22 protein-coding genes are annotated in these 23,585 nt (G+C 39.8%); 4 read left to right on the forward strand and 18 right to left on the reverse strand.

The window, feature by feature from the left end; all coding sequences use genetic code 11:
- Window positions 1-86: 86 nt before the first annotated feature.
- Window positions 87-1,154, reverse strand: a complete 1,068-nt coding sequence (locus MKY51_RS13350) for an NAD(P)/FAD-dependent oxidoreductase (RefSeq protein WP_339172818.1) — start codon at window positions 1,152-1,154, stop codon at window positions 87-89.
- A 276-nt stretch (window positions 1,155-1,430) separates the two neighbouring features.
- On the opposite strand from MKY51_RS13350, the gene MKY51_RS13355 reads away from it, so the two are divergent.
- Window positions 1,431-1,670 (forward strand): YuzB family protein, encoded by a 240-nt coding sequence (locus MKY51_RS13355; protein ID WP_079524177.1) that lies wholly within the window; start codon window positions 1,431-1,433, stop codon window positions 1,668-1,670.
- 23 nt (window positions 1,671-1,693) lie between these two features.
- Here the strand turns inward: MKY51_RS13355 and MKY51_RS13360 are convergent, their stop codons facing one another.
- Entirely contained in the window at window positions 1,694-2,458 is a 765-nt protein-coding gene (locus tag MKY51_RS13360) for a TIGR01457 family HAD-type hydrolase (RefSeq protein WP_339172819.1), read from the reverse strand.
- The gene (locus tag MKY51_RS13365) at window positions 2,458-2,910 is read right to left on the reverse strand and encodes a DUF86 domain-containing protein (protein ID WP_339172822.1); all 453 of its coding nucleotides are present in this window, start codon (window positions 2,908-2,910) and stop codon (window positions 2,458-2,460) included. Before MKY51_RS13365 ends, MKY51_RS13360 begins: the two co-directional genes overlap by 1 nt.
- Window positions 2,911-3,001: 91 nt before the next feature.
- Here MKY51_RS13365 and MKY51_RS13370 point away from each other — a divergent pair, with 91 nt between their 5' ends.
- Complete coding sequence (locus MKY51_RS13370; RefSeq protein ID WP_339172824.1) at window positions 3,002-3,268, forward strand: DUF3055 domain-containing protein; 267 nt, start codon at window positions 3,002-3,004, stop codon at window positions 3,266-3,268.
- 39 nt (window positions 3,269-3,307) lie between these two features.
- Here MKY51_RS13370 and MKY51_RS13375 read toward each other — a convergent pair whose 3' ends face one another.
- The 6 genes from MKY51_RS13375 to MKY51_RS13400 form a co-directional block, all read right to left on the reverse strand.
- Window positions 3,308-3,655, reverse strand: coding sequence for a YutD family protein (locus MKY51_RS13375; RefSeq protein WP_339172826.1), 348 nt, complete (start codon window positions 3,653-3,655; stop codon window positions 3,308-3,310).
- 154 nt (window positions 3,656-3,809) lie between these two features.
- Window positions 3,810-4,721: a lipoyl synthase gene (lipA, locus tag MKY51_RS13380; protein WP_339172829.1), complete on the reverse strand. Its 912-nt coding sequence runs from the start codon at window positions 4,719-4,721 to the stop codon at window positions 3,810-3,812.
- Window positions 4,722-4,833: 112 nt separating this feature from the next.
- Window positions 4,834-5,604: a sporulation protein YunB gene (gene yunB, locus MKY51_RS13385; RefSeq protein WP_339172831.1), complete on the reverse strand. Its 771-nt coding sequence runs from the start codon at window positions 5,602-5,604 to the stop codon at window positions 4,834-4,836.
- Window positions 5,605-5,646: 42 nt separating this feature from the next.
- The gene (locus MKY51_RS13390) at window positions 5,647-6,750 is read right to left on the reverse strand and encodes an HD-GYP domain-containing protein (RefSeq protein ID WP_339172833.1); all 1,104 of its coding nucleotides are present in this window, start codon (window positions 6,748-6,750) and stop codon (window positions 5,647-5,649) included.
- A gap of 66 nt (window positions 6,751-6,816) precedes the next feature.
- Complete coding sequence (locus MKY51_RS13395; protein WP_339172836.1) at window positions 6,817-8,181, reverse strand: bifunctional UDP-sugar hydrolase/5'-nucleotidase; 1,365 nt, start codon at window positions 8,179-8,181, stop codon at window positions 6,817-6,819.
- 25 nt (window positions 8,182-8,206) lie between these two features.
- On the reverse strand, window positions 8,207-9,058 hold the full coding sequence (locus MKY51_RS13400) for a DUF72 domain-containing protein (RefSeq protein ID WP_339172839.1): 852 nt from the start codon (window positions 9,056-9,058) through the stop codon (window positions 8,207-8,209).
- A 108-nt stretch (window positions 9,059-9,166) separates the two neighbouring features.
- Between MKY51_RS13400 and MKY51_RS13405 the strand changes: the two genes are divergently transcribed.
- On the forward strand, window positions 9,167-9,481 hold the full coding sequence (locus tag MKY51_RS13405) for a thioredoxin family protein (protein ID WP_339172842.1): 315 nt from the start codon (window positions 9,167-9,169) through the stop codon (window positions 9,479-9,481).
- A gap of 46 nt (window positions 9,482-9,527) precedes the next feature.
- Here the strand turns inward: MKY51_RS13405 and MKY51_RS13410 are convergent, their stop codons facing one another.
- From MKY51_RS13410 to gltB, 8 genes are all read right to left on the reverse strand, one after another.
- Window positions 9,528-9,671: a hypothetical protein gene (locus tag MKY51_RS13410; protein ID WP_339172844.1), complete on the reverse strand. Its 144-nt coding sequence runs from the start codon at window positions 9,669-9,671 to the stop codon at window positions 9,528-9,530.
- Between the two features lie 369 nt (window positions 9,672-10,040).
- Window positions 10,041-11,438, reverse strand: a complete 1,398-nt coding sequence (gene sufB / locus MKY51_RS13415) for a Fe-S cluster assembly protein SufB (RefSeq protein WP_339172847.1) — start codon at window positions 11,436-11,438, stop codon at window positions 10,041-10,043.
- A gap of 69 nt (window positions 11,439-11,507) precedes the next feature.
- Window positions 11,508-11,948 (reverse strand): Fe-S cluster assembly sulfur transfer protein SufU, encoded by a 441-nt coding sequence (gene sufU, locus MKY51_RS13420; RefSeq protein ID WP_008408670.1) that lies wholly within the window; start codon window positions 11,946-11,948, stop codon window positions 11,508-11,510.
- Window positions 11,938-13,167, reverse strand: a complete 1,230-nt coding sequence (locus tag MKY51_RS13425) for a cysteine desulfurase (protein WP_339172851.1) — start codon at window positions 13,165-13,167, stop codon at window positions 11,938-11,940. Before MKY51_RS13425 ends, sufU begins: the two co-directional genes overlap by 11 nt.
- Window positions 13,167-14,474: a Fe-S cluster assembly protein SufD gene (gene sufD, locus MKY51_RS13430; protein WP_339172854.1), complete on the reverse strand. Its 1,308-nt coding sequence runs from the start codon at window positions 14,472-14,474 to the stop codon at window positions 13,167-13,169. Before sufD ends, MKY51_RS13425 begins: the two co-directional genes overlap by 1 nt.
- Before the next feature lie 18 nt (window positions 14,475-14,492).
- On the reverse strand, window positions 14,493-15,272 hold the full coding sequence (gene sufC / locus MKY51_RS13435) for a Fe-S cluster assembly ATPase SufC (RefSeq protein ID WP_008408673.1): 780 nt from the start codon (window positions 15,270-15,272) through the stop codon (window positions 14,493-14,495).
- A gap of 357 nt (window positions 15,273-15,629) precedes the next feature.
- Complete coding sequence (locus tag MKY51_RS13440; protein ID WP_339172857.1) at window positions 15,630-17,111, reverse strand: glutamate synthase subunit beta; 1,482 nt, start codon at window positions 17,109-17,111, stop codon at window positions 15,630-15,632.
- Window positions 17,112-17,126: 15 nt separating this feature from the next.
- Entirely contained in the window at window positions 17,127-21,647 is a 4,521-nt protein-coding gene (gene gltB / locus MKY51_RS13445; protein WP_339172859.1) for a glutamate synthase large subunit, read from the reverse strand.
- A 118-nt stretch (window positions 21,648-21,765) separates the two neighbouring features.
- Here gltB and MKY51_RS13450 point away from each other — a divergent pair, with 118 nt between their 5' ends.
- Window positions 21,766-22,668 (forward strand): LysR family transcriptional regulator, encoded by a 903-nt coding sequence (locus MKY51_RS13450; protein WP_339176641.1) that lies wholly within the window; start codon window positions 21,766-21,768, stop codon window positions 22,666-22,668.
- 106 nt (window positions 22,669-22,774) lie between these two features.
- Here MKY51_RS13450 and MKY51_RS13455 read toward each other — a convergent pair whose 3' ends face one another.
- Window positions 22,775-23,581: a MetQ/NlpA family ABC transporter substrate-binding protein gene (locus MKY51_RS13455; RefSeq protein WP_339172861.1), complete on the reverse strand. Its 807-nt coding sequence runs from the start codon at window positions 23,579-23,581 to the stop codon at window positions 22,775-22,777.
- Window positions 23,582-23,585 lie beyond the last annotated feature (4 nt).

Consider the following 23,585-nt stretch of genomic DNA (forward strand, 5'->3'; position numbering starts at 1 on the left):
ATAAACAAAAAATTCAATTTTCTCCTCGAGGAAATTGAATTTTTTTGTTTAAAGTCAAATTGCTTCCATTGCTTGGACACCCAATTTTAGTTTTCGTTTTGCTTTTTATAGTACCAAAGCAGACCCGACTTCATAAGGCGTGCAATGCGTCCTGTTACCGTTGTATCAGCCAGATGAACGAAACCTTGCTTTTTACCAAGGGAGCCCATAAAGCCTTTCATTTTGATCTCTGAAAGCTTTTCTGGAAGTGGCTCGCCTTTCCAGCGCATTTTTAGAACTTTCACGATACGTTCGCCTTGTTCTTCTGCCAATTGCGCTGTTGGAGGTAGATGTGAAGAAGCACAGTCTCCAACTACAAATACGTTTTCATCCCCAACTACATGATAATGATCCGTAATGATCGGACGATTGAATTTATCCTTTTCAACATCCAGTTCACGAACGATTTTCACAGGCTGTACACCAGCTGTCCATACGATTACATCCGCTTCAATTACTTCATCGTGATTGTATAAACGACCTTCTTCAACGCGAGTAATATTCGATTCCGCAATTACATCTACGTTGTGTTTAATAAACCAAGACTTAATATACTCACTTAGCTTTTCCGGGAAATCACGTAAAATACGGTGTGAGCGGTCAAATAATTTAATTTTTAAATCCGAACGACTTTCACGCAATTCACTTGCAAGCTCGATTCCTGACAGACCTGCACCAATAATGGCAACAGTCGAACCTGGAGCCAATCCGCATACTTTTTCAAATGTTCTACGTGATTTGGCGATTGTTTGAATACTATATGTGAATTCATCGGCACCCGGCACTCCATGATACTTATCAATACAGCCTAAGCCAATAACAAGCTGATCATAAGAAAGCTCCCCGCCGTCACCCAGGTAAATTTTTTTATCTTCACGGTCGATGCGTACTACTTCTCCGTAAACGCATTTTAATCGTTCATGTTCCGGGAACGCAACACGAACTTCCTTATCTGTTGATGTACCCGCAGCAAGTGCATAAAATTCTGTTTTCAAACTATGGAATGGTGTACGGTCTACCAATGTAATCTCTACATCTGCTGGTAAGCTTGGTAATAGACGAAGTAAAATTCGCATATTTCCGTAGCCGCCACCCAATAATACTAACTTTTGCATAGCATATTCCCTCATATCTGTAAGTAATCAATTAAGAAGCTCCATGCCTCAAAATTGTGTTCTCAAAGTTTCCATAAGTATTATAACTGTTTGTGATAAGTTTCACAATATATTAAACGATATTTTGTGAATTTATTCACATAAGTTTTTTATTACCCTATTTTATCTATTTTGGTTCAATTAAAGTATATTCAAACATGTTGTGAAAGATATTAAATCGGAGAAATTGACGTTCGCTGCAAAAAAAAGTAGGATTGCTAATAGTGAGGTGACAACATGTTAAATCCATTAGTCGAATTTTGCATCAGCAACTTAGCAAATGGTGCGCAACAAACATATGAACAACTGGAGCAAGATCCTGATATTGATGTATTGGAATATGGCTGCCTAAGCTACTGTACGAAATGTGCCGAAAACTTTTATGCCGTTGTGAACGGAGATATCGTTGAGGCGGACACTCCAGAAGAGCTGACAAAGCGCATTTATAAATATATAGAAGAAAATCCGATGTGGTAAATGACCCACATCGGATTTTTTCTTTATTTGATAAGTTCCATCAAATTTTCTACACAATATGTTGGCAGCTTTGCTTGCTTTTTTACGATTTCAGTAGGAGTAACGCCCGTATTGACATGAATCGTATCACAGCCGAAATTTATACCACATAAAATATCGGTATCATAGTTGTCCCCGACCATGACCATTTCACTCTTTTCATAGTGATGCTCTTCAGCAATGATCTGCAGCATGACCGGTGACGGTTTCCCTACGAAGGTCGGTGTCACACCGGCTACAGTTGCTACTAACTGAACAAATGACCCATTGCCGGGAGTAAAACCCGTTTCATTTGGAAATTTAATATCCCCATTTGTTCCAATAAGTTTTGCCCCATTTTGAACATAGTTACATGCTTTTACAAGCTTCTCATAGGAGATCTGACGGTCAATCCCCATTACAAGAACATCGCTCTGCTCATCGGTAATCTCTAATCCTTGCCCGATTAAAGCCGTGCGAATGCCAAGTTCACCGACAACATTCACTTTATTATTAGCACTCAACTTCGCTACATAGGCTGCAGTTGCAAGTGAGCTTGAATAAATATGATCAAGCGGTGCATCTACACCCATATCTTGTAAAACCTGCTGCAGTCTTTCGCGGGTTTTCGATGAATTGTTCGTTAAATAATACGGCTCTATTCCGTTCTCCTGCAGTAGGCGTACAAATTTCACGGCAGAGTCGATCGCTTCACTCCCCCGATAGATTGTCCCATCCAAATCAAAGCAGTACGCTTTATATGGAAACATTATGCCTGGTCCTCTGGTAAAAATGCTGAAACCGGTCCCAATTCATTCGTTAAGTAATCGTGAACTTTTGGTGAGAATTGCTTTAGTATATTTAAGTTTGCTGATAATACATTTAAAATTTCTTCACTATCTACAGCGATAAATTCACGAACGATCATTTTCCGTAACCCTACAACCGCTTTTAATGGTGCATCCATCTCTTCTGTAATTACTTTTTCATCAACGAAAATATCGATAATGTCTTCGTAGCTTCCAGGATCACGCATAATAAAGCCGTCAATCACCAAGTTCCCTACATCCATCATCGCTTCCATTACATTATGGCCGATACGTTGTAATGCCAGCTTATGAATATCATCTGCCAACCAATTCTCAGTCGATTCAAAAATCGCCAGTAACTCGTCCAAGTGTGCTAAGTTGTTTGTAATTTTATTTCTATCTACGAAGTACATAGATAAAGCCTCCATTCAATCAATAAAAGTTGATAGTGTTTTCCTATATATAGTACCATATTCTATAGAGATGGAAGGGGTACAAAACAAAATGGAACGATTTTTCTTATATGATGATGTAGAAGATACAAAAACGCGCTTCGTCAGCTTTGCAGGAAAGACTCAGCGTTATGATTTAGCCATATTGCAAAGTAGTCGCTTTTTCGGAAAAGTGCTTGTTCTTGATATCCAGTTCGGACGTTTCGCTATTATCGGAGCGGATGATGTGGAGGAGCCGGGTTATCTTGAGCATGTATATAACCGTACAGAAGAAGAGACGGTCGATTTACGTGAATATTTACGTGAACTATTAAGCTAAAAAAGAGGGGGCGCTATACGACGCCTCCTCTTTTGTACGTTATTCAGCTGATTCAACCGGCTCTTCTGCCTCAGTTTGTTGTGCAACTATTTGTTCTTTCTTTTGCTCTTGTGCACGGCCTGTTTTTCGCAGTATAAAATAGGCGCATCCAAAATTACAATATTCGTATAAATAGTCTTGAATCGTACTAATTTTTGTATCAAACGTAGATTTTTGATTTTTATCGTCAAAAAACCCTTTTAAACGTAGTTGACCGTATCCCCAGTCCCCTACAATATAATCATATTTCGATAAAATATCTGAGTATCGTGCGATAAAAGCATCTTCTTGAAAACCTTCCCGCACATTTTCGATCACTTCATAAGCATACCCATCTGCAATAATCAAACTAGACACCACCTATCTATTTCCATGTTAATGAATATTGAACATGAAAGCAATATTCACAACAAATTTTGTAGGTAAAAATGGTGAAATTAGCTATAGTCCGTCTTTCGGCGAGTAGTATGATGCCCGCACAAATAAGTTAAACGTCTATTTTCTACAATGTAACACTTGATTGTTTTGCTGCATTCACTTGTTCATCTGCATGGTAACTACTGCGCACTAATGGACCTGCCTCACAATGGCTGAAGCCTTTTTCCATAGCGATTTTACGCAACTTTCCAAACTCGATTGGAGAGTAATATTTTTTTACCGGCAAATGTTTTTTTGTCGGCTGTAAATATTGGCCGATTGTCATAATATCTACATTGTTTGCACGCAGATCATCCATTACTTCATAGATTTCTTCTAATGTTTCTCCTAAACCAATCATTAAAGATGATTTGGTAGGAATATTCGGCTGCATTTCTTTTGCTTTGCGTAAAAATTCCAGTGAACGGTCGTATGTCGCTTTTGCCCGAACACGTGGAGTCAGACTGCGTACTGTTTCGATATTATGGTTTAAAATGTCCGGCTTAGCGTCCATTAAAATGCGTAAACTTTCTTCACGGCCGCTTAAATCGGATGGTAGTACTTCAACAGAAGTTAACGGGCTTTTACGTCGGATTGCACGTACTGTTTCTGCCAATACTTCCGCGCCCCCGTCTTTCAGGTCATCACGCGCTACCATTGTAATAACAACATGCTTTAAATTCATTAATGCAACAGAATCTGCTACGCGCTCTGGTTCAGCCAAATCCAATTCATTAGGCAAACCTGTTTTAACTGCACAGAAACGACATGCACGCGTACATACAGAACCTAAAATCATCATCGTTGCTGTACGACGCTCACCCCAGCATTCGTGAATATTCGGGCAGCGAGCTTCCTCACATACCGTATGCAAATTATTGTCCCGCATTAATTTTTTCAGTGCTTTGTATTCGTCATTCGTATTTAGCTTAATTTTTAGCCACTCCGGTTTACGCAAGTGTTCTTCCCTAGGATTAGTTGGTTTACAAGATGTCATATCATTTACTCCCCTCACTCAAATGCTACGATGTTCTGATGTCAGAGTATCATATTAACCAATTTCCAACAACAGAGTATTCTTATAATTTGAATTTATCATAATTAAGTTACTATTCATAAGGGATTGGTACTTCGATAGACGGCTGTGCGCCTTCACCTGCACTATAAATATGCGGCACTGTTCCTCTTACTAAACCAATGGCTATCGGGATTTTCTGTTCGACTGCTGCTGACTTACTCGCAAACGGCACAATAATTTGGACATTCACGCCAATGAGTAAATTCACTTCTACAATTGCATTGTTTATACCAAATTCACTTACTGTTGATTCCACATTGCTGCTTACATTCCCAATAATATGAAAGCGAATCGGTATTTTCGGCCCTAAATTCCCGATAATCGGAAGGTTTAAAGCCTGCCCTAACGGAACGAAAAACACGATTCCGTCCCCGGCTTCCATTTTTCCAACGTCATATTCTACATTTTCCAAATTCGGCAAATGCGATAAATCTCCATTTTCGGCCTGCTCTAAATATTCTTTTACTAAAGCTGTTGTTTCTGCCCGTACTTGGTTAATGATTTCCGTATTGAATTTTGTCGTAATCATATCGTCTGATTGGGTCGGTAAATCGACAATGACATCATTTACATCAAGCACACTTGATGTCCTTGAATTAATTGCTTTACTCACCACATATGAAGCTACTTTGAATGTTTGGACTTCAGCGTACTGTAAATAGGTTGGCATTAATCTATCGTTAATTACATATATACTAAAACAAACCATACCGATAATACTGACGATAACGACCGTTACGGCATTATGCATTTTGCCCCTTCTTCTGCCATAGGAATTCCACTTTCTTTTACGAAAACGCAAAAAAAATCCTCCTTCCCATAAAATATGAGCAGGAGGATTTTTCTATACTACATTTACTTCAAAATCTACATCGACTTTTTTAATCTCGACAGTCGGGTAATCACTTAAACATATTTCATATGTAGCGTCCAACATTTTGCCGTTTTCCTGGAAAATACGAATCCAAGGACGTGTCACATCAACAATATTTTGCTTTGATACAATTCCCCGTCGTTCATCTGACAGCAGGACAATTGATCCATTTGCGTAATGGACGACACTCCGTCGGAAAGCCTCCATTACCTTTGCATCAAATTGCTTCCCGTCACCCCTACTGATGATAGATATCGCTTCTGACGGCAACATTTTCTTTCGGTAAATCCGATTGGACGTCAACGCATCAAATACATCCGCAACAGCGATAATTTTTGCAAACGGATGAATTTCATTGTTAACAAGACCTCGCGGATATCCGCTCCCATCAATACGTTCATGATGCTGGAACGCGCAATGTGCTACAAGCAATGATACTGAATGTAAATTGCGTAATAAATCAAACCCGTAACGGGCATGGTTTTTCATCTCTTCATACTCTTCATCCGTTAAGTTACTCGGCTTTAATAATATATCCGGCGAAATAAGCAGCTTTCCCACATCATGTAAAATTGCCCCAATTCCAATTAATCGTATGTCTTCGTATGAATAGCCCATTTCTTTAGCAATCGCGATTGAATACAAGGCTACTTGGAATGAATGCTGGTAAATATATTTGTCATACAAATAAGCATCCGTCAGCACCATTAATACTTCTTCGCTATTAATAATCGCATTCATAATATCATCGACAATTAAGCCAATTACTTTTGACTGTTGATCAAGTACATATGATGCCTGATTCCGTTTCGCATTCTTTACATTTTCGAACGATTTCGCCATGTTTTTAACGGCTTCCATTCTTTTTAACGGCTCAATCGTTTCTTCAATTTCAATTCCGGCTGATAGTTTATCATCAATGTATAAATAATGAATATTTAGTGCTCGCAGCCTTTCCATAATCCGGCTAGTTACAATGACATTTTTATGAAGCAGCGGATGTCCGGCTTCATTCCAGATCGTTCTGCCGACTGCCATACCTTCTTTCAAAACATTTATCGATATTAATCGCATCTATACTAATTTCTCCATTCTACTATTACGTTCATTATATAATTGGAAAGGGGCTTTTGGGAAATTTTATTGAAACTTTTTCATACAATAATTTTTAAACACATCCCGGATAAATTCCGGCAGCATATATTGTTTTTTTGCATATTTAAAACTTGGGAAAAAATAGCCGAATGTAAACAGATCCAGCGTTGCTAAACGGTAAATTCGATCCGGCACCATGAGTTCTCCGTTAATATAAAGTTCTCGCTGCTTCGTCATCTCAATACCGTAATTCAAGATTTTCCCGAAAATAACACCTCTAAAGCCAAGGCCTTTTAATTCAAGACGCGGCCATTCTTCATTTTCCGATTGAGTGAAAATTTCTTTTAATTCATTACCTGTTATTTGAACAACACATATATTTATCGGATGGGGAAAAATTTTATGAATATCATATGTAGAAATTAACCCTTTACGCAATGGTTCAACAAAGATTCCTGCATTGAACATGATACAATCCGCTTCTGTATAATCATACATACATTCTGCAAATAAATCCGATAATTGGGAGCGGTGAAACCATTCTTTATTGTATGGTTTCGTTAAAGTGAAAATAGGTTTTTCCATTATAGCCTTTGCTTCTTTTTGTAGATTGGACAACCATTGTTCTTCTTCTTCGACAGTCGGTAAAAGAGCATTTTCATATAATTGATCTGATTTTTCTACTAATTTACGAGACACGTGGTCAAATTCCATCGTTAACTGACCGGTATACTGTCCAAACTTTCCGCCTCCGGTTAAAAGGACATTATTTTCTACTTTACCTTTTTCAAAAACATGATGTGTGTGTGAACCGAAGATCACATCGATGATCGGGCATTCCTGTGCCAGCAATTCATCTTCGGTAATGCCTAAATGAGATAAACAAACGATTATATCCGCCTGTTTTTTTAATTCAAATGCCAGCTTCACAAGCTCTTTGCGCGGGTTTGTAACGTCCCAGCCAAGTTCCTTATAAAACAGATCGAACGGGGCAGTTGCAGCTATTACAGCGATTTTTGTGCCGTACTGAGTAGTTAATATTGTATAAGGTTTCATCCACTGGGGATTTTGTTCTGATTGTGAATATAGATTGGCAACAACTACCTCGAACTTTGCATCATCATATAGCTGATAAAGCAGATTATAGGAGAGCGTTATGCCTTCATTGTTTCCGATTGTCACTACATCATAATCAGCATCATTCAGCATTTTGATATTCCCTTTGCCTAGGGTTGCCTCTGTATATAAATTGGAACGGTCCAAATGATCTCCTAAATCAACCAAGAAGCTAGTTTCACCTTTTCCGGCCAGTATTTGACGTTGTATTTGAATAAACGACTGACTGCGCTTCCAGTACGTAAAATGACTATGCAAATCATTTGTATGGAATATATGAATTACTTCTCGCACTTTTGCATTGCCACCTCGCTCTACATTATTCTTCAAAAAGACCTAATTGCTTTGGCGCTAAACCATCAAATTCAAGATCAAGAATCTGCTGCATTCGCTTTGCATTTTTTGCTGCATGTCCTCCCGAATTATTATTAAATAAGACGAAAACATGTTTTGACTGGCGTGCCAAAAATTTTACTTCCTCTGCAAGTTTCTGCAATTCTTCTTCATTATAATCATATAAAAACCGAACTTTGCGCCAGTTCTCCCCATGCCCTATATTTCGCCAGCCATGTACATTGCGCCCGTGAATACGTACAAGTACCTTCCCACTGGTAGCAATCGGAACAAAAGGAACAGAGCCGTTTCCTGCCTGCGGTTCATCACAGACCGTATGAATCAGTTCATGATCCTTCAAAAACTTCAGTGTCTTCTCTTTCATTTGCGGGCTGTACCAAGTTTGGTTTCGAAACTCAATGGCAATTGGATAACCTTGTAATTGTTGCTTTATATATCGAATATATTGAACGTTTTTTCCTTGGCAGTCAAACCAAGGAGGAAATTGAACAAGGACCATTGCAAGCTTACCATGCTTTTTAAATGTATCGGCACAATTTCGGAATGCGTTGAACATATCATTTTTCGTCTCAAAAGGCAGTTCCTCGCGCAAATGACCTGTCATGCCCTGATATGCCTTCACGACAAACTGGAAGCTATCCGGTGTTTCTTTGCACCATTTCTCAACGTTTGCCGGTGATGGTATTGCATAAAAGGACGTATCTAATTCTACGACAGGAAAATGCCCGCTATAATCAAATAATTTATCTTTTGCTGCTGTAACTTCACTATATACTTCCGGGTGATCTCCCCAACCAGTTAAGCCGATTGAAATCATCGTTCTTCACCTCTCTAGCATTGTATAATACCTTACCCTTTTCAATGGTCATTCATTGCAAAAAGCTACATTTCCTATCATAATAATAGAAAAAAGGAGGACAAGTTTATGCATATTTTACAATCAACAGAGGAATTTGAGCAATTTAAAAGCAGTTCAGCCGTTATTTTCGAATTTACAGCCGACTGGTGTGGAGATTGCCGTTTTATTGATCCGTTTATGCCGGAAGTCGTTGAAAAATTTCCCGAATATACATTCGTTAAAGTTGACCGTGATAAGTTTCTAGACTTATGTATTGATTTAGGCATTATTGGTATTCCGAGCTTTCTAGCCTATGAAAATGGCAAGGAACTTGGTCGTTTCGTCAGCAAAGACCGTAAAACACAACAGGAAATCGAAAACTTTGTTTCCAACTTAAAATAGAAAAAAGCTTCAAACGCATAAGCAGTCGTTTGAAGCCATTTTAATATTATTTAATAATACCTTCATGTTCTTCATTTTTCATCATCTTACCGTTCTTCTTTTCCCCTAAAGCCCAAAAAGTGAGTGCTACCGCAACTACAACTACAGCACCCGGAACCCCTAAAACTACTGGCCAAAATAAGTTTTCCATTTTGTCGCTCCTTTATGTATATATCTAAATCCATTATTCCATCTAATACAATTATTGTAAATGGATACTCTGCGCTTTCTTAAATCTTTCTAATAAAGTTGTTTATTTCTTCACGAATTAAACACAATTTTGCTAAATTAACAGGTTTGCATTTGAGGTATGGGACGCCCGGCAAATAATTTTAGTCAAGTTATTTATCATTTTAGTCATCTTATTTAGCAATTTAGTCAACGCTACTTGCTATTTGGCCAACTTCGGCATTTTTTAGTCATACTAAGAGAGATTTTAGTCAAAGTAAATATTCAAGAGACATCCAGCAATAAAAAAAATCTGTCTCCGATAAATCGGAGACAGGTGCCTGGATAGAAATTATCCGATAGAACCTTCCATCTCGAATTTGATTAGACGGTTCATTTCTACTGCATATTCCATTGGTAATTCTTTTGTGAATGGCTCGATGAAGCCCATTACGATCATTTCTGTCGCTTCTTCTTCAGAAACACCACGGCTCATTAAGTAGAACAATTGCTCTTCAGATACTTTAGAAACTTTCGCTTCGTGCTCTAAAGAAACGTTATCATTTAAGATTTCGTTGTAAGGAATTGTATCAGAAGTAGATTCGTTATCCATGATTAATGTGTCACACTCGATGTTCGAACGTGCACCTTTAGCATTTTTACCGAATCTTACTTGACCAAGATACGTAACTTTACCACCTTGTTTAGCAATCGATTTTGAAACGATTGTTGAAGATGTGTTTGGTGCTAAGTGAATCATTTTCGCACCAGCGTGTTGGTGTTGACCTTTACCTGCAATGGCAATTGATAATGTCATACCACGTGCGCCTTCACCTTTAAGGATACAAGCAGGGTATTTCATTGTTAATTTTGAACCGATGTTACCGTCGATCCATTCCATTGTACCGTTTTCTTCAACAACTGTACGTTTTGTAACAAGGTTATAAACGTTGTTCGCCCAGTTTTGAATCGTTGTGTAACGGCAGTAAGCGTTCTTTTTAACGATGATTTCAACTACAGCCGAGTGTAGAGAGTTTGTTGTGTAAACTGGTGCTGTACAACCTTCTACGTAGTGTACTGATGCATCTTCGTCTACGATGATTAGCGTACGTTCGAATTGACCCATGTTTTCAGAGTTAATACGGAAGTATGCTTGTAATGGTGTGTCTAATTTAACGCCTTTAGGCATATAAATAAATGAACCACCAGACCAAACTGCAGAGTTTAATGCTGCGAATTTGTTATCTGTATAAGGGATTACTGTACCCCAGTGTTTTTTGAAGATTTCTTCGTTTTCTTTTAATGCCGAGTCAGTATCTTTGAACACAATACCTAAGTCAGTAAGGTCTTGTTTCATGTTGTGGTAAACTACTTCAGATTCATACTGAGCAGATACACCTGCTAGATATTTTTGTTCAGCTTCAGGAATACCTAATTTATCGAATGTTGCTTTGATTTCTTCAGGTACTTCATCCCAAGAACGTTCTGTTGCTTCAGATGGTTTTACGTAATACGTAATTTCATCGAAGTTTAATGACGCTAGGTCACCGCCCCATTGAGGCATTGGCATTTCATAGAATTTTTCAAGAGCTTTTAAGCGGTAGTCAAGCATCCACTGTGGCTCTTCCTTCATACTTGAGATTTCACGAACGATATCTGCTGTAAGTCCACGTTCAGAACGGAAAATAGATACGTCCTTGTCATGGAAGCCATACTTGTAATCGCCGATTTCAGGCATTTTTTTAGCCATGTTGTCTCCTCCGTTCATCTATTGAGAAGTGCTAAAATGTGCATAAACACACTTTAGCCTTACTACTGTTTATTTCTTTTCGTTGTTTACGCCTTTTTCCATCGCTTTCCAAGCTAATGTAGCGCATTTAATACGGGCCGGGAATTTAGCTACACCTTGCAGTGCTTCAACATCCCCAAGGTCGTACTTTTCATCGTCAAAATCTTCGCCCAGCATCATTTTCGAGAAAATATCTGCCAGTTCCAAAGCTTCGTCCAATTTTTTGCCTTTGACAATTTGAGTCATCATTGAGGCTGAAGACATGGAGATAGAACAGCCTTCTCCATCAAACTTCGCATCTTCTACGACCCCATCGTTTAGCTTCAATGTTAAATGGATACGGTCACCGCAAGTAGGGTTATTCATATCGATTGTCACACTGTTTTCTTCAAGAGCCCCTTTGTTACGAGGGTTTTTATAGTGGTCCATAATTACGGAACGATAAAGTTGATCTAAATTATTAAAAGACATCGCCAAAATACTCCTTCGCTGAGCGCAATCCTGCAACTAGACGATCCACATCTTCTTCATCATTGTACATGTAGAAGCTTGCTCGTGCTGTTGCTGTTACTTGAAGCCATTTCATTAAAGGTTGGGCGCAATGATGTCCTGCGCGAACTGCGATTCCACTCATATCCAATACTGTCGCTACATCATGTGGATGCACGTCATCTAGGTTGAATGTAACAAGTCCGCATCGTTTCATCGGGTCACGTGGACCGAAAATCTGAAGACCATCAATCGTTTCCAATTGATCCATTGCATAACCAGCCAACTTATGTTCGTGGGCTGCAATATTGTCTAATCCGATTTCCTCTAAAAAGTCGATTGCGGCACCTAAGCCAATTGCACTTGCAATAATCGGCGTACCACCCTCGAATTTCCACGGCAACTCTTTCCATGTTGATTCATATAAACCTACGAAATCAATCATTTCTCCGCCAAACTCTACTGGTTCCATTTCTTCAAGAAGCGCCTTTTTACCATATAGTACCCCAATTCCAGTTGGTGCACACATTTTATGTCCTGAAAATGCTGCAAAGTCTACATCCAGATCTTGAACGTCTACCTTCAGATGCGGTGCTGCCTGAGCTAAATCAGCAACAACTACCGCACCATTTTCATGGGCAATCTGTGCAACTTCTTTAATCGGGTTGATCGTACCTAATACGTTTGAAACATACATCATAGAAACAATTTTCGTTTGTGGCGTAATTGTTTCACGTACTTTTTCCAGTGAAATTGTACCGTCTGCTTCAAGGTCGATATATTTCAATACCGCGCCTTTTTCTTTTGCAAGCTGCTGCCAAGGAATAATGTTTGAATGGTGTTCCATGTACGTAATGACAATTTCATCACCTTCTTGTACATTTTGGCGACCATAGCCTGCAGCAACTGTATTAAGTGCTGTCGTTGTACCACGAGTGAAAATTACTTCTTGTGTTGAACTAGCATTAATGAATTTACGAACTTTTTCACGAGCACCTTCATAGGAATCCGTAGCACGGTTACCAAGTGTATGAACACCACGGTGAACGTTTGAGTTATCTAAATTATAGTAATTTGAGATTGCTTCAATAACTTGAATCGGCTTTTGAGATGTGGCCGCACTATCCAAATAAACTAAAGGATGTCCATTGACTTCCTGATTTAGAATTGGAAAATAACTTTTAATATCGTTAGGTATCATTATCGAACTTTCCTTTCGATAACCTCCGTCAGCTGCTTTTTAACGCCTTCGATTGGCAATTTAGCAACAACTGGCGCAAGGAATCCATGAATTACAAGGCGCTCTGCTTCTGCTTTAGAAATACCACGACTCATTAAGTAGTACAGTTGAGTTGGGTCAACACGTCCAACAGATGCCGCGTGTCCTGCTGTTACATCATCTTCATCAATTAATAAAATCGGGTTAGCGTCACCGCGTGCACCTTCTGAAAGCATCAATACACGAGACTCTTGTTCTGCATTTGCTTTTGTACCACCATGCATAATATGACCGATTCCGTTAAAGATTGACTGTGCAGAATCTTTCATTACACCGTGTTTTAAAATTTGACCGTCGGAATTTTTACCCCATTGACGGATTAATGTTGTGAAGTTAAGTTTTTGATCTCCACTACCTACAGTTACCATTTTGAAATCTGAAGTAGAGTTGTCGCCAACTAGGTTTGTAGTATTTTCATAAATTGTATCTGAGTTCGTCATTAAACCTAATGCCCAGTCAATTTTTGCATCGCGCTCAGCATGTCCACGGCGGTTTACATAAGAAGTATAGCCATGAGCCAAGTTGTCGACTGCACCGAATGTTACTTGTGCATTATCTTTTGCGATTACTTCAGTTACAACGTTTACTTGACCATGTGCTTCATCAAATGTAGAAATATAAGTTTCAACATAAGTAACAGCCGAAGACTCTTCCGCTACTACTAACACGTGGTTAAATAATGAAGCTTCTGCATCGTCATTTAAAAATACAACTTGTAGAGGTGCTTCAATTACAACGTTGCGTGGTACGTATACGAAAATACCACCGTTTACTAGTGCTGCATGGTAAGCCGTTAATTTATGCTCATCCACTTTTACAGCTGTCGTCATAAAGTATTTTTCAACTAAATCTTTATGATCGCGAACCGCTGTTTGGATATCCGTGAAGATTACACCTTTGTTTTTCAGTTCTTCTGAAACTTTAATGAACGCTGGTGTATTGTTGCGTTGGATATACAGGTTTTCTTGTGTTTCAATATCAACTACTGATTTCACTTCTACAGGCAGCTCTTCCAATGAATTGAATGGAGCACTTTCTACTGTGTGGTTAGGGAAATCAATGAAGTTCCACTTGCTAATGTTCGTTCTGTCTGGTTTTGGTAAGTCAAGCGCAGCAGCTTTTTCCATTGCGCTCACACGGAAATCAGCAAATGTTGCTGGTTCAGCATGCTTTTGCGAGAACGAGCGTACTTCTTCTGCTGATAACGCTAATTTTGTTTCAACCGTCATCTTCGTCGTCCTCCTTAATTATGCTTCTGTAACTTCTTCAGTATCTTCAATACCTAATTCAGCTTTAATCCACTCATAACCTTCTGCTTCCAAGCGTTGTGCTAATTCAGCACCACCTGATTTTACAACTTTACCTTGCATCATTACGTGAACATGGTCAGGAGTGATGTAGTTTAATAAACGTTGGTAGTGAGTGATCATTAAGCAGCCGAAACCTTCGCCGCGCATTTCGTTAATACCTTTTGAAACTACTTTTAATGCATCGATATCTAAACCAGAGTCGATTTCATCTAAAATACCGAATGTTGGTTTGATCATCATCATTTGTAGAATTTCGTTACGTTTTTTCTCACCGCCTGAGAAGCCTTCGTTTAAGTAACGTTGAGACATCTCTTCAGGCATTTCAAGGAATTCCATTGTTTTATCTAATTCACGGATGAATTTCATTAATGAAATTTCTTGTCCTTCTTCACGACGAGCATTGATTGCTGAACGTAAGAAGTCCGCGTTTGTTACACCAGGAATTTCTGATGGGTATTGCATAGCAAGGAATAAACCAGCTTGTGCACGCTCATCTACTTCCATTTCTAAAACATTTTCACCATCAAGGTAGATTTCACCTGAAGTTACTTCATATTTTGGGTGACCCATAATTGCAGAAGCTAATGTCGATTTACCAGTACCGTTAGGACCCATGATCGCATGTACTTCGTTTGTATTGATAGTTAGATTTACACCTTTTAAAATCTCTTTTCCGTCGATTTCAACGTGAAGATCTTTAATTTCTAATGTTGACATTAAATTACCTCCAAATATTCATTTGCATACTTTCTGTACGCCAAATTAAGTTCATTACCAATCTTAACCGAAATGATTGTGTCTTGCAAATAGTTTAGAATGATTTTAATTAAAAAATCCCTATCAATCTTAGAAAACGCGTTACTGCAGTTTATTTCTACTATTTAAATAGTAATAATTTAGCTTTTCATTTTTTCAATAGCAATCCTTTAATTGAGAATTAATTTCACTTATTAAAATGGTTGTTATTAAATTCCCCCAAAAATATTTAAAGTTTGAGCAAAACTAAAAAACGCCATTTTTCTATGGGAGAAAAATGACGTTTTTGCAGTGTGTAAAATCCGTTAAACGGTTCTATTAATTTTTCACTAGCATTTCACTTAAATAATAATGAACACTCGCAGCTACTCCGCGGCCTTCTTTGATGGCCCATACGACAAGGCTTTGGCCTCGGCGTGCATCACCGGCTGCAAATACACCAGGAATACTTGTTTCGTAGTCTTTAATCGATGCACGGATGCGGTTGTTTGTTAATTCTACTCCGAAATGTTCCGGCGTTTCTTTTTCAGCACCTTCAAAGCCGATTGCGACAAATACATGCTGAGCCGGCCATACTTTCTCAGTGCCCGGCAACTCTTTAAAGAAGTGGAAGCCATCTTCACCAAGAATTTTTTCCATTTGAATTGTGTGAAGTGCTTTTACATTACCATCGCTATCTTTTTCTATTTTCGTAGTTTGAATGCAATATTCCCGTGGATCACGGCCAAATTTTGCATCTGCTTCGGCATAAGCGTAATCCATTGTGTAAATGTTCGGGTCTTTTGGCCACATCGTTTCATCTGTACGAGTAGTGGCTTGTTGCGGATGTTTACCGAATTGGTAGACAGAACGGCATTTTTGACGAAGTGCTGTTGCTACACAGTCAGCCCCTGTATCACCGCCACCAATTACAATGACATCTTTTCCTTCAACATTTAATGCCTGATTATCTTCAAAATCAGAATCTAGCAGGCTTTTCGTAACATCCGTTAAATAATCCATCGCTAAATGAATATTGCCTGCATCGCTTCCTTCTAGATGAAGAACTCGTTGTTTTTGAGCTCCTGTACATAAAATGACCGCATCGAAATCTGCTTGTAATTGCTCTTTTGTTATATCTTTACCGATTTCTGTATTTGCAACGAAATCGATGCCTTCCAATGATAATAAATGAACACGACGTTCAATCACATCTTTTTCCAGCTTCATATTCGGGATACCATACATTAATAACCCGCCAAATCGGTCGGAACGTTCGAACACTGTTACAGAATGGCCGAGCTGGTTCAGTTGATCTGCAGCTGCTAAGCCGGCAGGACCTGAACCGACAATCGCCACTTTATAGCCAGTACGCGTTGCCGGGATACGCGGTGTGATCCAGCCGTTTTCAAACCCTTTATCAATGATCGTACGTTCAATTGATTTAATCGCTACAGCCGGATCTGTTATAGCCAGTGTACAAGACCCTTCACATGGTGCAGGGCAGACACGGCCGGTAAATTCAGGGAAATTATTCGTCATATGCAAACGTTCCAACGCTTCCTGCCATTTCCCTTTATAGACTAAGTCATTCCATTCAGGGATGACATTTTGAATCGGACACCCTGCTGCAGTACCGCGAATTTCAATCCCCATATGGCAAAATGGTGTTCCGCAATCCATGCAGCGCGCACCTTGTGTCTGTAATTTTTCATCAGATAGCCTGCTTGTATATTCACCCCAATTTGAAAGACGCTCTAGTGGTCGTTGTTCCTGAACTTTCTCTCGTTTGAATTCCATAAAACCCGTTGCTTTTCCCATGCTAGAAACCCCCTCTTATTTTGTGCTTACAAGCTTCTTCTGACTAGTCGTCACTTCCGTAAATGCCTGCATTGCTGCATCTTCTTTTGCAGACCCAGTTGCAGTGTATTGATTAATTTTATCTACCATTATCTTATAATCCGTTGGCACAACTTTGACGAACTTCGGAATAAATTGCTCCCACTTCGCTAATACATCCAATGCGTAGGTACTATCTGTTTCTTCCAAATGCTGAATAATTAACTGACGAACGGATTCGATCTCCGCTTTGTCTGTCATTTTCTCAAAGTGGATCATTTCCATATTGCATTGTGCTTTGAATTTTTCTTCGTCACTCGGCAGAATATAGCCGATTCCTCCAGACATTCCGGCACCAAAGTTTTGACCGACATCACCTAATACAATGATCTTACCGCCAGTCATATACTCACAGCCGTGATCTCCAATCCCTTCAACAACGATTTCAGCACCTGAATTACGAACACCGAATCGATGTCCTGCACGCCCGTTAATAAAGGCTTTACCGCTTGTTGCCCCGTATAAACAAACATTTCCGGCAATGACGTTTTTCTCTTGATCACCTTTAATCGGTGCAATGGCTGTCACTTTACCTCCTGACAAACCTTTACCGAAGTAATCATTCACATCCCCGATTACGCGCATCGACATGCCTCTTGGGATGAATGCGCCGAAGCTTTGGCCGGCATGACCTGTAAACGTTAAGTTAATTGTGTTATCAGGTAAGCCTGCTTCCCCGTACTTGCGGGAAATTTCACTGCCGATAATCGTACCCATTACACGGTCTGTATTTTTAATCGGATAATTTAATTCGATGCGTTCATTGCCCTCAATGGCCTTTGACACTTTCGGCAATAACTCGCGTAAATCAAAGCTTTCCTCTATATTATGGTTTTGCTGTTGCTGCTTCGTGCGTGTTCCTTGGATTTGATGAAGCAATGCCGTTAAATCAAGCTGGCTTGCTTTCCAATGTTTTGCCGTACGATCAGCAATTTGCAGTACATCTGTACGACCGACCATCTCTTCCACAGTACGGAATCCTAAAAGACTCATATATTCACGCATTTCTTCTGCAACAAAACGCATATAATTAACAACATGATCAGCTGAACCCATAAATTTAGCACGAAGTTCAGGATTTTGTGTCGCTACGCCTACTGGACAAGTATCCAAATGACAGGCACGCATCATAACACAGCCTAAAACGATTAACGGTGCTGTCGCAAAGCCAAATTCCTCTGCTCCTAAAAGTGCTGCCATTACAACATCTTTGCCCGTCATGAGCTTACCGTCTGTTTCCAGTGTCACGCGGTCGCGCAATCCGTTAAGCATCAATGTTTGATGCGCTTCTGCTAAACCAAGCTCCCACGGTAAGCCAGTATGCTTGATTGATGTTTTCGGCGACGCCCCTGTACCTCCGTCATAGCCTGAAATGACGATAACATCTGCTGCCCCTTTAGCAACACCGGCAGCAATTGTACCAACACCTGCTTTTGCTACGAGCTTTACTGAAATTCTTGCATGACGGTTTGCATTTTTTAAATCGTGAATTAATTGTGCCATATCCTCGATTGAGTAGATATCGTGATGCGGCGGCGGTGAAATTAACCCTACCCCAGGAGTAGAACCGCGTACATCCGCTACCCATGGATATACTTTATTGCCTGGCAGCTGACCGCCTTCGCCCGGTTTCGCTCCTTGCGCCATTTTAATCTGCAGCTCATCGGCATTTACTAAATAATGCGATTTCACCCCAAAACGTCCTGAAGCAATTTGTTTAATTGCACTGCGCTTGTTGTCACCATTCGGTTCGATTGTAAAACGAGCCGGATCTTCCCCACCCTCACCAGAGTTTGAGCGTGCGCCTAGGCGGTTCATCGCTACCGCTAACGTTTCGTGTGCTTCTTTTGATAACGAACCAAACGACATAGCCCCTGATTTGAAGCGTTTCACGATGGAATCCACTGACTCGATTTCTTCCATCGGGATTTTGCGTTCATTCTTTTTAAAGTCGAATAAATTACGTAAAAACCCGATTCGTTCCTCATTGGCCATTTCCGCATACATCCGGTATAAGCCGAAATCATTTTTACGTGTAGCCCACTGAAGGGTATGGATTGTTTTCGGATTGAACGCATGATGCTCTCCGTCTGCACGCCATTGGAAATCTGAACCTGATTGCAGTTGCGCTGACATCGACTGCATTGCTTCCTCATGGCGGCGTCTCGCTTCTTCACCGATTGTTTGTAAGTCAATGCCATCAATTTGCGAAGCTGTACCTGTGAAGTATTCGTCAATCACTTCCTTTGAAATTCCGACTGCTTCAAATACTTGGGCACCGCGGTAAGATTGGACTGTAGAAATCCCCATCTTCGACATTACTTTTACAACACCGTCCGCTGCACCTTTTCTGAATTTTTGAACCGCATTTTCAAACGGTACAGATAAATGACCTTTTTCAATTGCCTCATCAATCGTTGCATATGCTAAGTACGGGTGAATCGCATCCACACCGAAGCCGATCAGTGCAACAAAATGATGAACTTCTCGAACTTCCGCACTGTTAACGATAATGCTTGCCTTCGTACGTAAACCGATTCGTACTAAATATTGATGGATTGTACTCGCTGCTAGAAGAACAGGCATTGTTAGCTGCTTAGCGTCATCCATATAATCAGACAGTACAATGATTGTCTTGCCGCCAAAGATTGCCGCTTCTGCTTCTGTTTTGATTCTGTTAAGTTCACTTTCTAAATTTTCCGTGAATTTTAGCGAGATTTCCGCCACTTCAAAATGTTCTTCATTATTATTTACGATTTGCTCATATTCTGCAGTCGTTAAAACCGGCGTTTTCAGCAGGAGGCGACGTGCATTTTGTGCATTTGGCTGTAATAAATCGCCTTCCGCTCCAAGCAATGTCATTGTCGATGTTACGACATGTTCACGAATCGAATCAATCGGCGGGTTCGTTACTTGTGCAAATAGCTGCTTAAAGTAATTAAATAAGGATTGCGGTCTATCTGACAGAACAGCTAATGGTGTATCATTCCCCATTGAACCAAGCGGATCTTTTCCTTCATTTGCAAGAGGTACAATATACTTTTGTATATCTTCAAATGTGTAACCGTGAATTTTCTGGCGTAAAGTTAGATCATTAATTTCTGGTAACTGCTCATCCTTCTCTTCAAGTTTGATCATATTTTCTTCCAGCCATGCTGCATACGGTTTTTCTGCCGCTGCTGCAGATTTCAGCTCGTCATCCGAAATGATTTTCCCTTGTTCCAAATCAATTAACAGCATGCGACTTGGGCTTAATCGGTCTTTATAAAGAATGTCTTCCTCAGCGTAATCGACTACCCCTGTCTCAGATGAGAAGATAACATGATCGTCTTTTGTCACATATAGTCTTCCCGGACGCAAACCGTTACGGTCTAAAATTGCCCCGATCTGTTTGCCATCCGTGAAACAAATAGCAGTCGGTCCATCCCAAGGCTCCATTAAGCTTGCATGATATTGATAAAACGCTTTTCGGTCTTCATCAATGCGCGGATTTTCTGTCCATGGCTCCGGAATCATCATCATTGCAGTTTCTGCAGGTGAACGTCCAGCCAATACAAAAAATTCAAATGCGTTATCAAGCATCGATGAATCAGAACCCGTTGTATCAATTATCGGTAACAGCTTTTCTAGGTCATCCCCAAACGCTTCAGATACGAATTGCTGCTCACGTGCACGCATCCAGTTAATATTGCCGCGCAATGTGTTAATTTCACCGTTGTGGATAATGTAGCGGTTTGGATGGGCCCGTTTCCAAGATGGGAATGTATTCGTCGAGTAACGCGAATGCACAAGCGCCAATGCGGATACAAAGCTCTCATCCTGTAAATCCACATAAAACTCACTTACTTCTTCCGGTGAAAGTAAACCTTTAAAAACTATCGTCTGACTTGAAAGACTAGGAATATACAATTCGAATTGTTGCTCCGTTGCCCAATGTTCCAGCTGTTTGCGGATAACATACAACTTTCGCTCGAATGCCTTATTATCGTTTTCGTTTGAACGGATAAATACTTGGCGAACAACCGGTGCAGTCGATTTAGCAATCTCACTTAATTTTTCCTTATTTGTCGGTGCTGTTCTCCAGCCGATCAGTTGCTGATTTTCCTGTTCAATTAATTCATTCATCTTTTGCTCAATTTTTAGGCGTTCGTCTTCATTTTCTGTGAAAAAAATCTGACCGACACCATATTCACCCATTTCAGGTAAATTAAATTCCGTACAGTTTTGTTGAAAGAACGTATGTGGGATTTGAACTAACAGCCCTGCCCCATCACCTGTCTTGCCGTCCCCGCCGCGTCCTGCACGGTGTTCTAAGCGACATAACATTTCTAATCCTTTTTTTACAATCTGATGTGAAGGTATTCCTTTTATATTTGCATACATGCCGATACCGCATGCGTCATGTTCAAATTCAGGATTATATAACCCTTGTGCTTCTGGTAACTGATGAAAACTCATATTCATTCCCCCTCATTCTTTCAATCCCGTATTTACATTTTAAAGTTTTCGAAATAATATAAACAATATATAGTTTGGATATAAACAATCTACTTTTTAGATGAATGGGGTGGAAATGGTGGAATTAAGACAGTTACGTTACTTTGTAGAGGTGGCAGAACGAGAGCATATTTCAGAAGCGGCAGAGCATCTACACGTTGCCCAGTCTGCAATCAGCAGGCAAATTGCCAACTTGGAAGAAGAACTCGGCACACCGCTTTTTGAACGAATTGGGCGTAACGTAAAGTTAACGCCGGTTGGGAAGATTTTTTTAGAACATTGTATTACCGCACTCAAGGGAATTGATTTTGCTGCAAAGCAGGTGGAAGAATATTTAGATCCGGCAAAAGGGACAATTAAAATTGGTTTCCCTACAAGTTTGGCAAGCTATGTATTGCCGACTGTCATTTCCGCGTTTAAAAAAGAATATCCGGAAATTTCTTTCCATTTGCGTCAGGGCTCTTATAAGTATTTGATTGATGCAGTCAAAAATCGCGAGCTGAATTTAGCTTTGCTTGGACCATTGCCACCAAAGGACGAAGCAATCAATACAACCGTGCTGTTCAGCGAAAATATCCATGCTCTGTTGCCCGCAACACATTCACTGGCAAAAAGAGAGTCGATTAATCTTGTCGATTTGCGTAATGACCAATTTGTACTTTTTCCGGAAGGCTATATTTTAAATAAAGTGGCTGTTGATGCATGCCGCTCTGTAGGCTTCATGCCAAATATTACTTCCGAGGGAGAAGATATGGATGCTTTAAAAGGGCTTGTGGCAGCAGGAATCGGTGTAACACTTTTACCGGAAAGTTCACTTTACGATTCAACACCGCGCATGACTGTAAAAGTGCCCATCGCTACGCCCAATATAAGACGCACAGTTGGGATCATTGCACCAACATCAAGGGATCTTGCACCATCCGAAGAAGTATTCGTTAAATTTATATCCAATTTTTATTCACGGTTAACACGTTTCCAATAATAGACTGGGACAGATAGATAAGGAGAAATCCCTTATTCATTTTAAGTCCAGAAAAAAACCATTTTCTCCCCGAAAGAGAGAAAATGGTTTTTTTATTATTTCTATTTTATTCGCCTGAAACAGGTACTACAGAGCCGCCCCACTCTTCAACGATAAAGTCCTGAACTTCTTTAGAGCGTAGTGCTTCTACTAATGCTTTAATTTCTTTTGAATCTTCATCACCGGATTTCACTGCAATAATGTTCACATATGGTGATTCACTAGACTCGATTGCGATTGAATCTTCCAATGGGTTAATGCCGTTGTCGATTGCAAAGTTTGAGTTGATCAATACCGCATCGCCTTCTTCATTTTCGTACATTTGAACTAATAATTCAGCTGCAGTGTTTGCATCGAATACGAAGTTTTTCGGATTATCTACAATGTCTTTTACTTCTGCTTTTGTTTTATCGATACCTTCTGCTAATGTGATTAAACCTTGTGCTTCAAGTAATGAAAGCATACGACCGTGGTCTGCTACTGAATTAGAAAGTAAAATTGTTGCACCTTCAGGAAGCTCTTCTAAAGATGAATATTTTTTAGAGTAAACACCGATTGGTTCGATATGAATACCGCCAGCATTTGCAAAATCATAATCGAAATCTGCTTTTTGCGCTTCGAAGTATGGAATATGCTGGAAGTAGTTTGCATCCAGATCACCGTTATCTAAATCTTGGTTTGGAAGTACATAGTCTGTATATGTCTCGATTTCAAGCTCAATACCTTGCTCTTCTAAAATTGGTTTAACTTTTTCAAGGATAACTGCGTGTGGTGTATTTGAAGCACCAACAACTAATTTTTCATCTTCTCCTCCACATGCTGCTAAAGCAAGTACTGAAGCTCCTAAAATAACGCTTGATAATAACTTTTTCATCTGT

Origin of the sequence: Solibacillus sp. FSL R5-0691, assembly GCF_037974225.1 — a bacterium.
GTDB lineage: Bacteria > Bacillota > Bacilli > Bacillales_A > Planococcaceae > Solibacillus.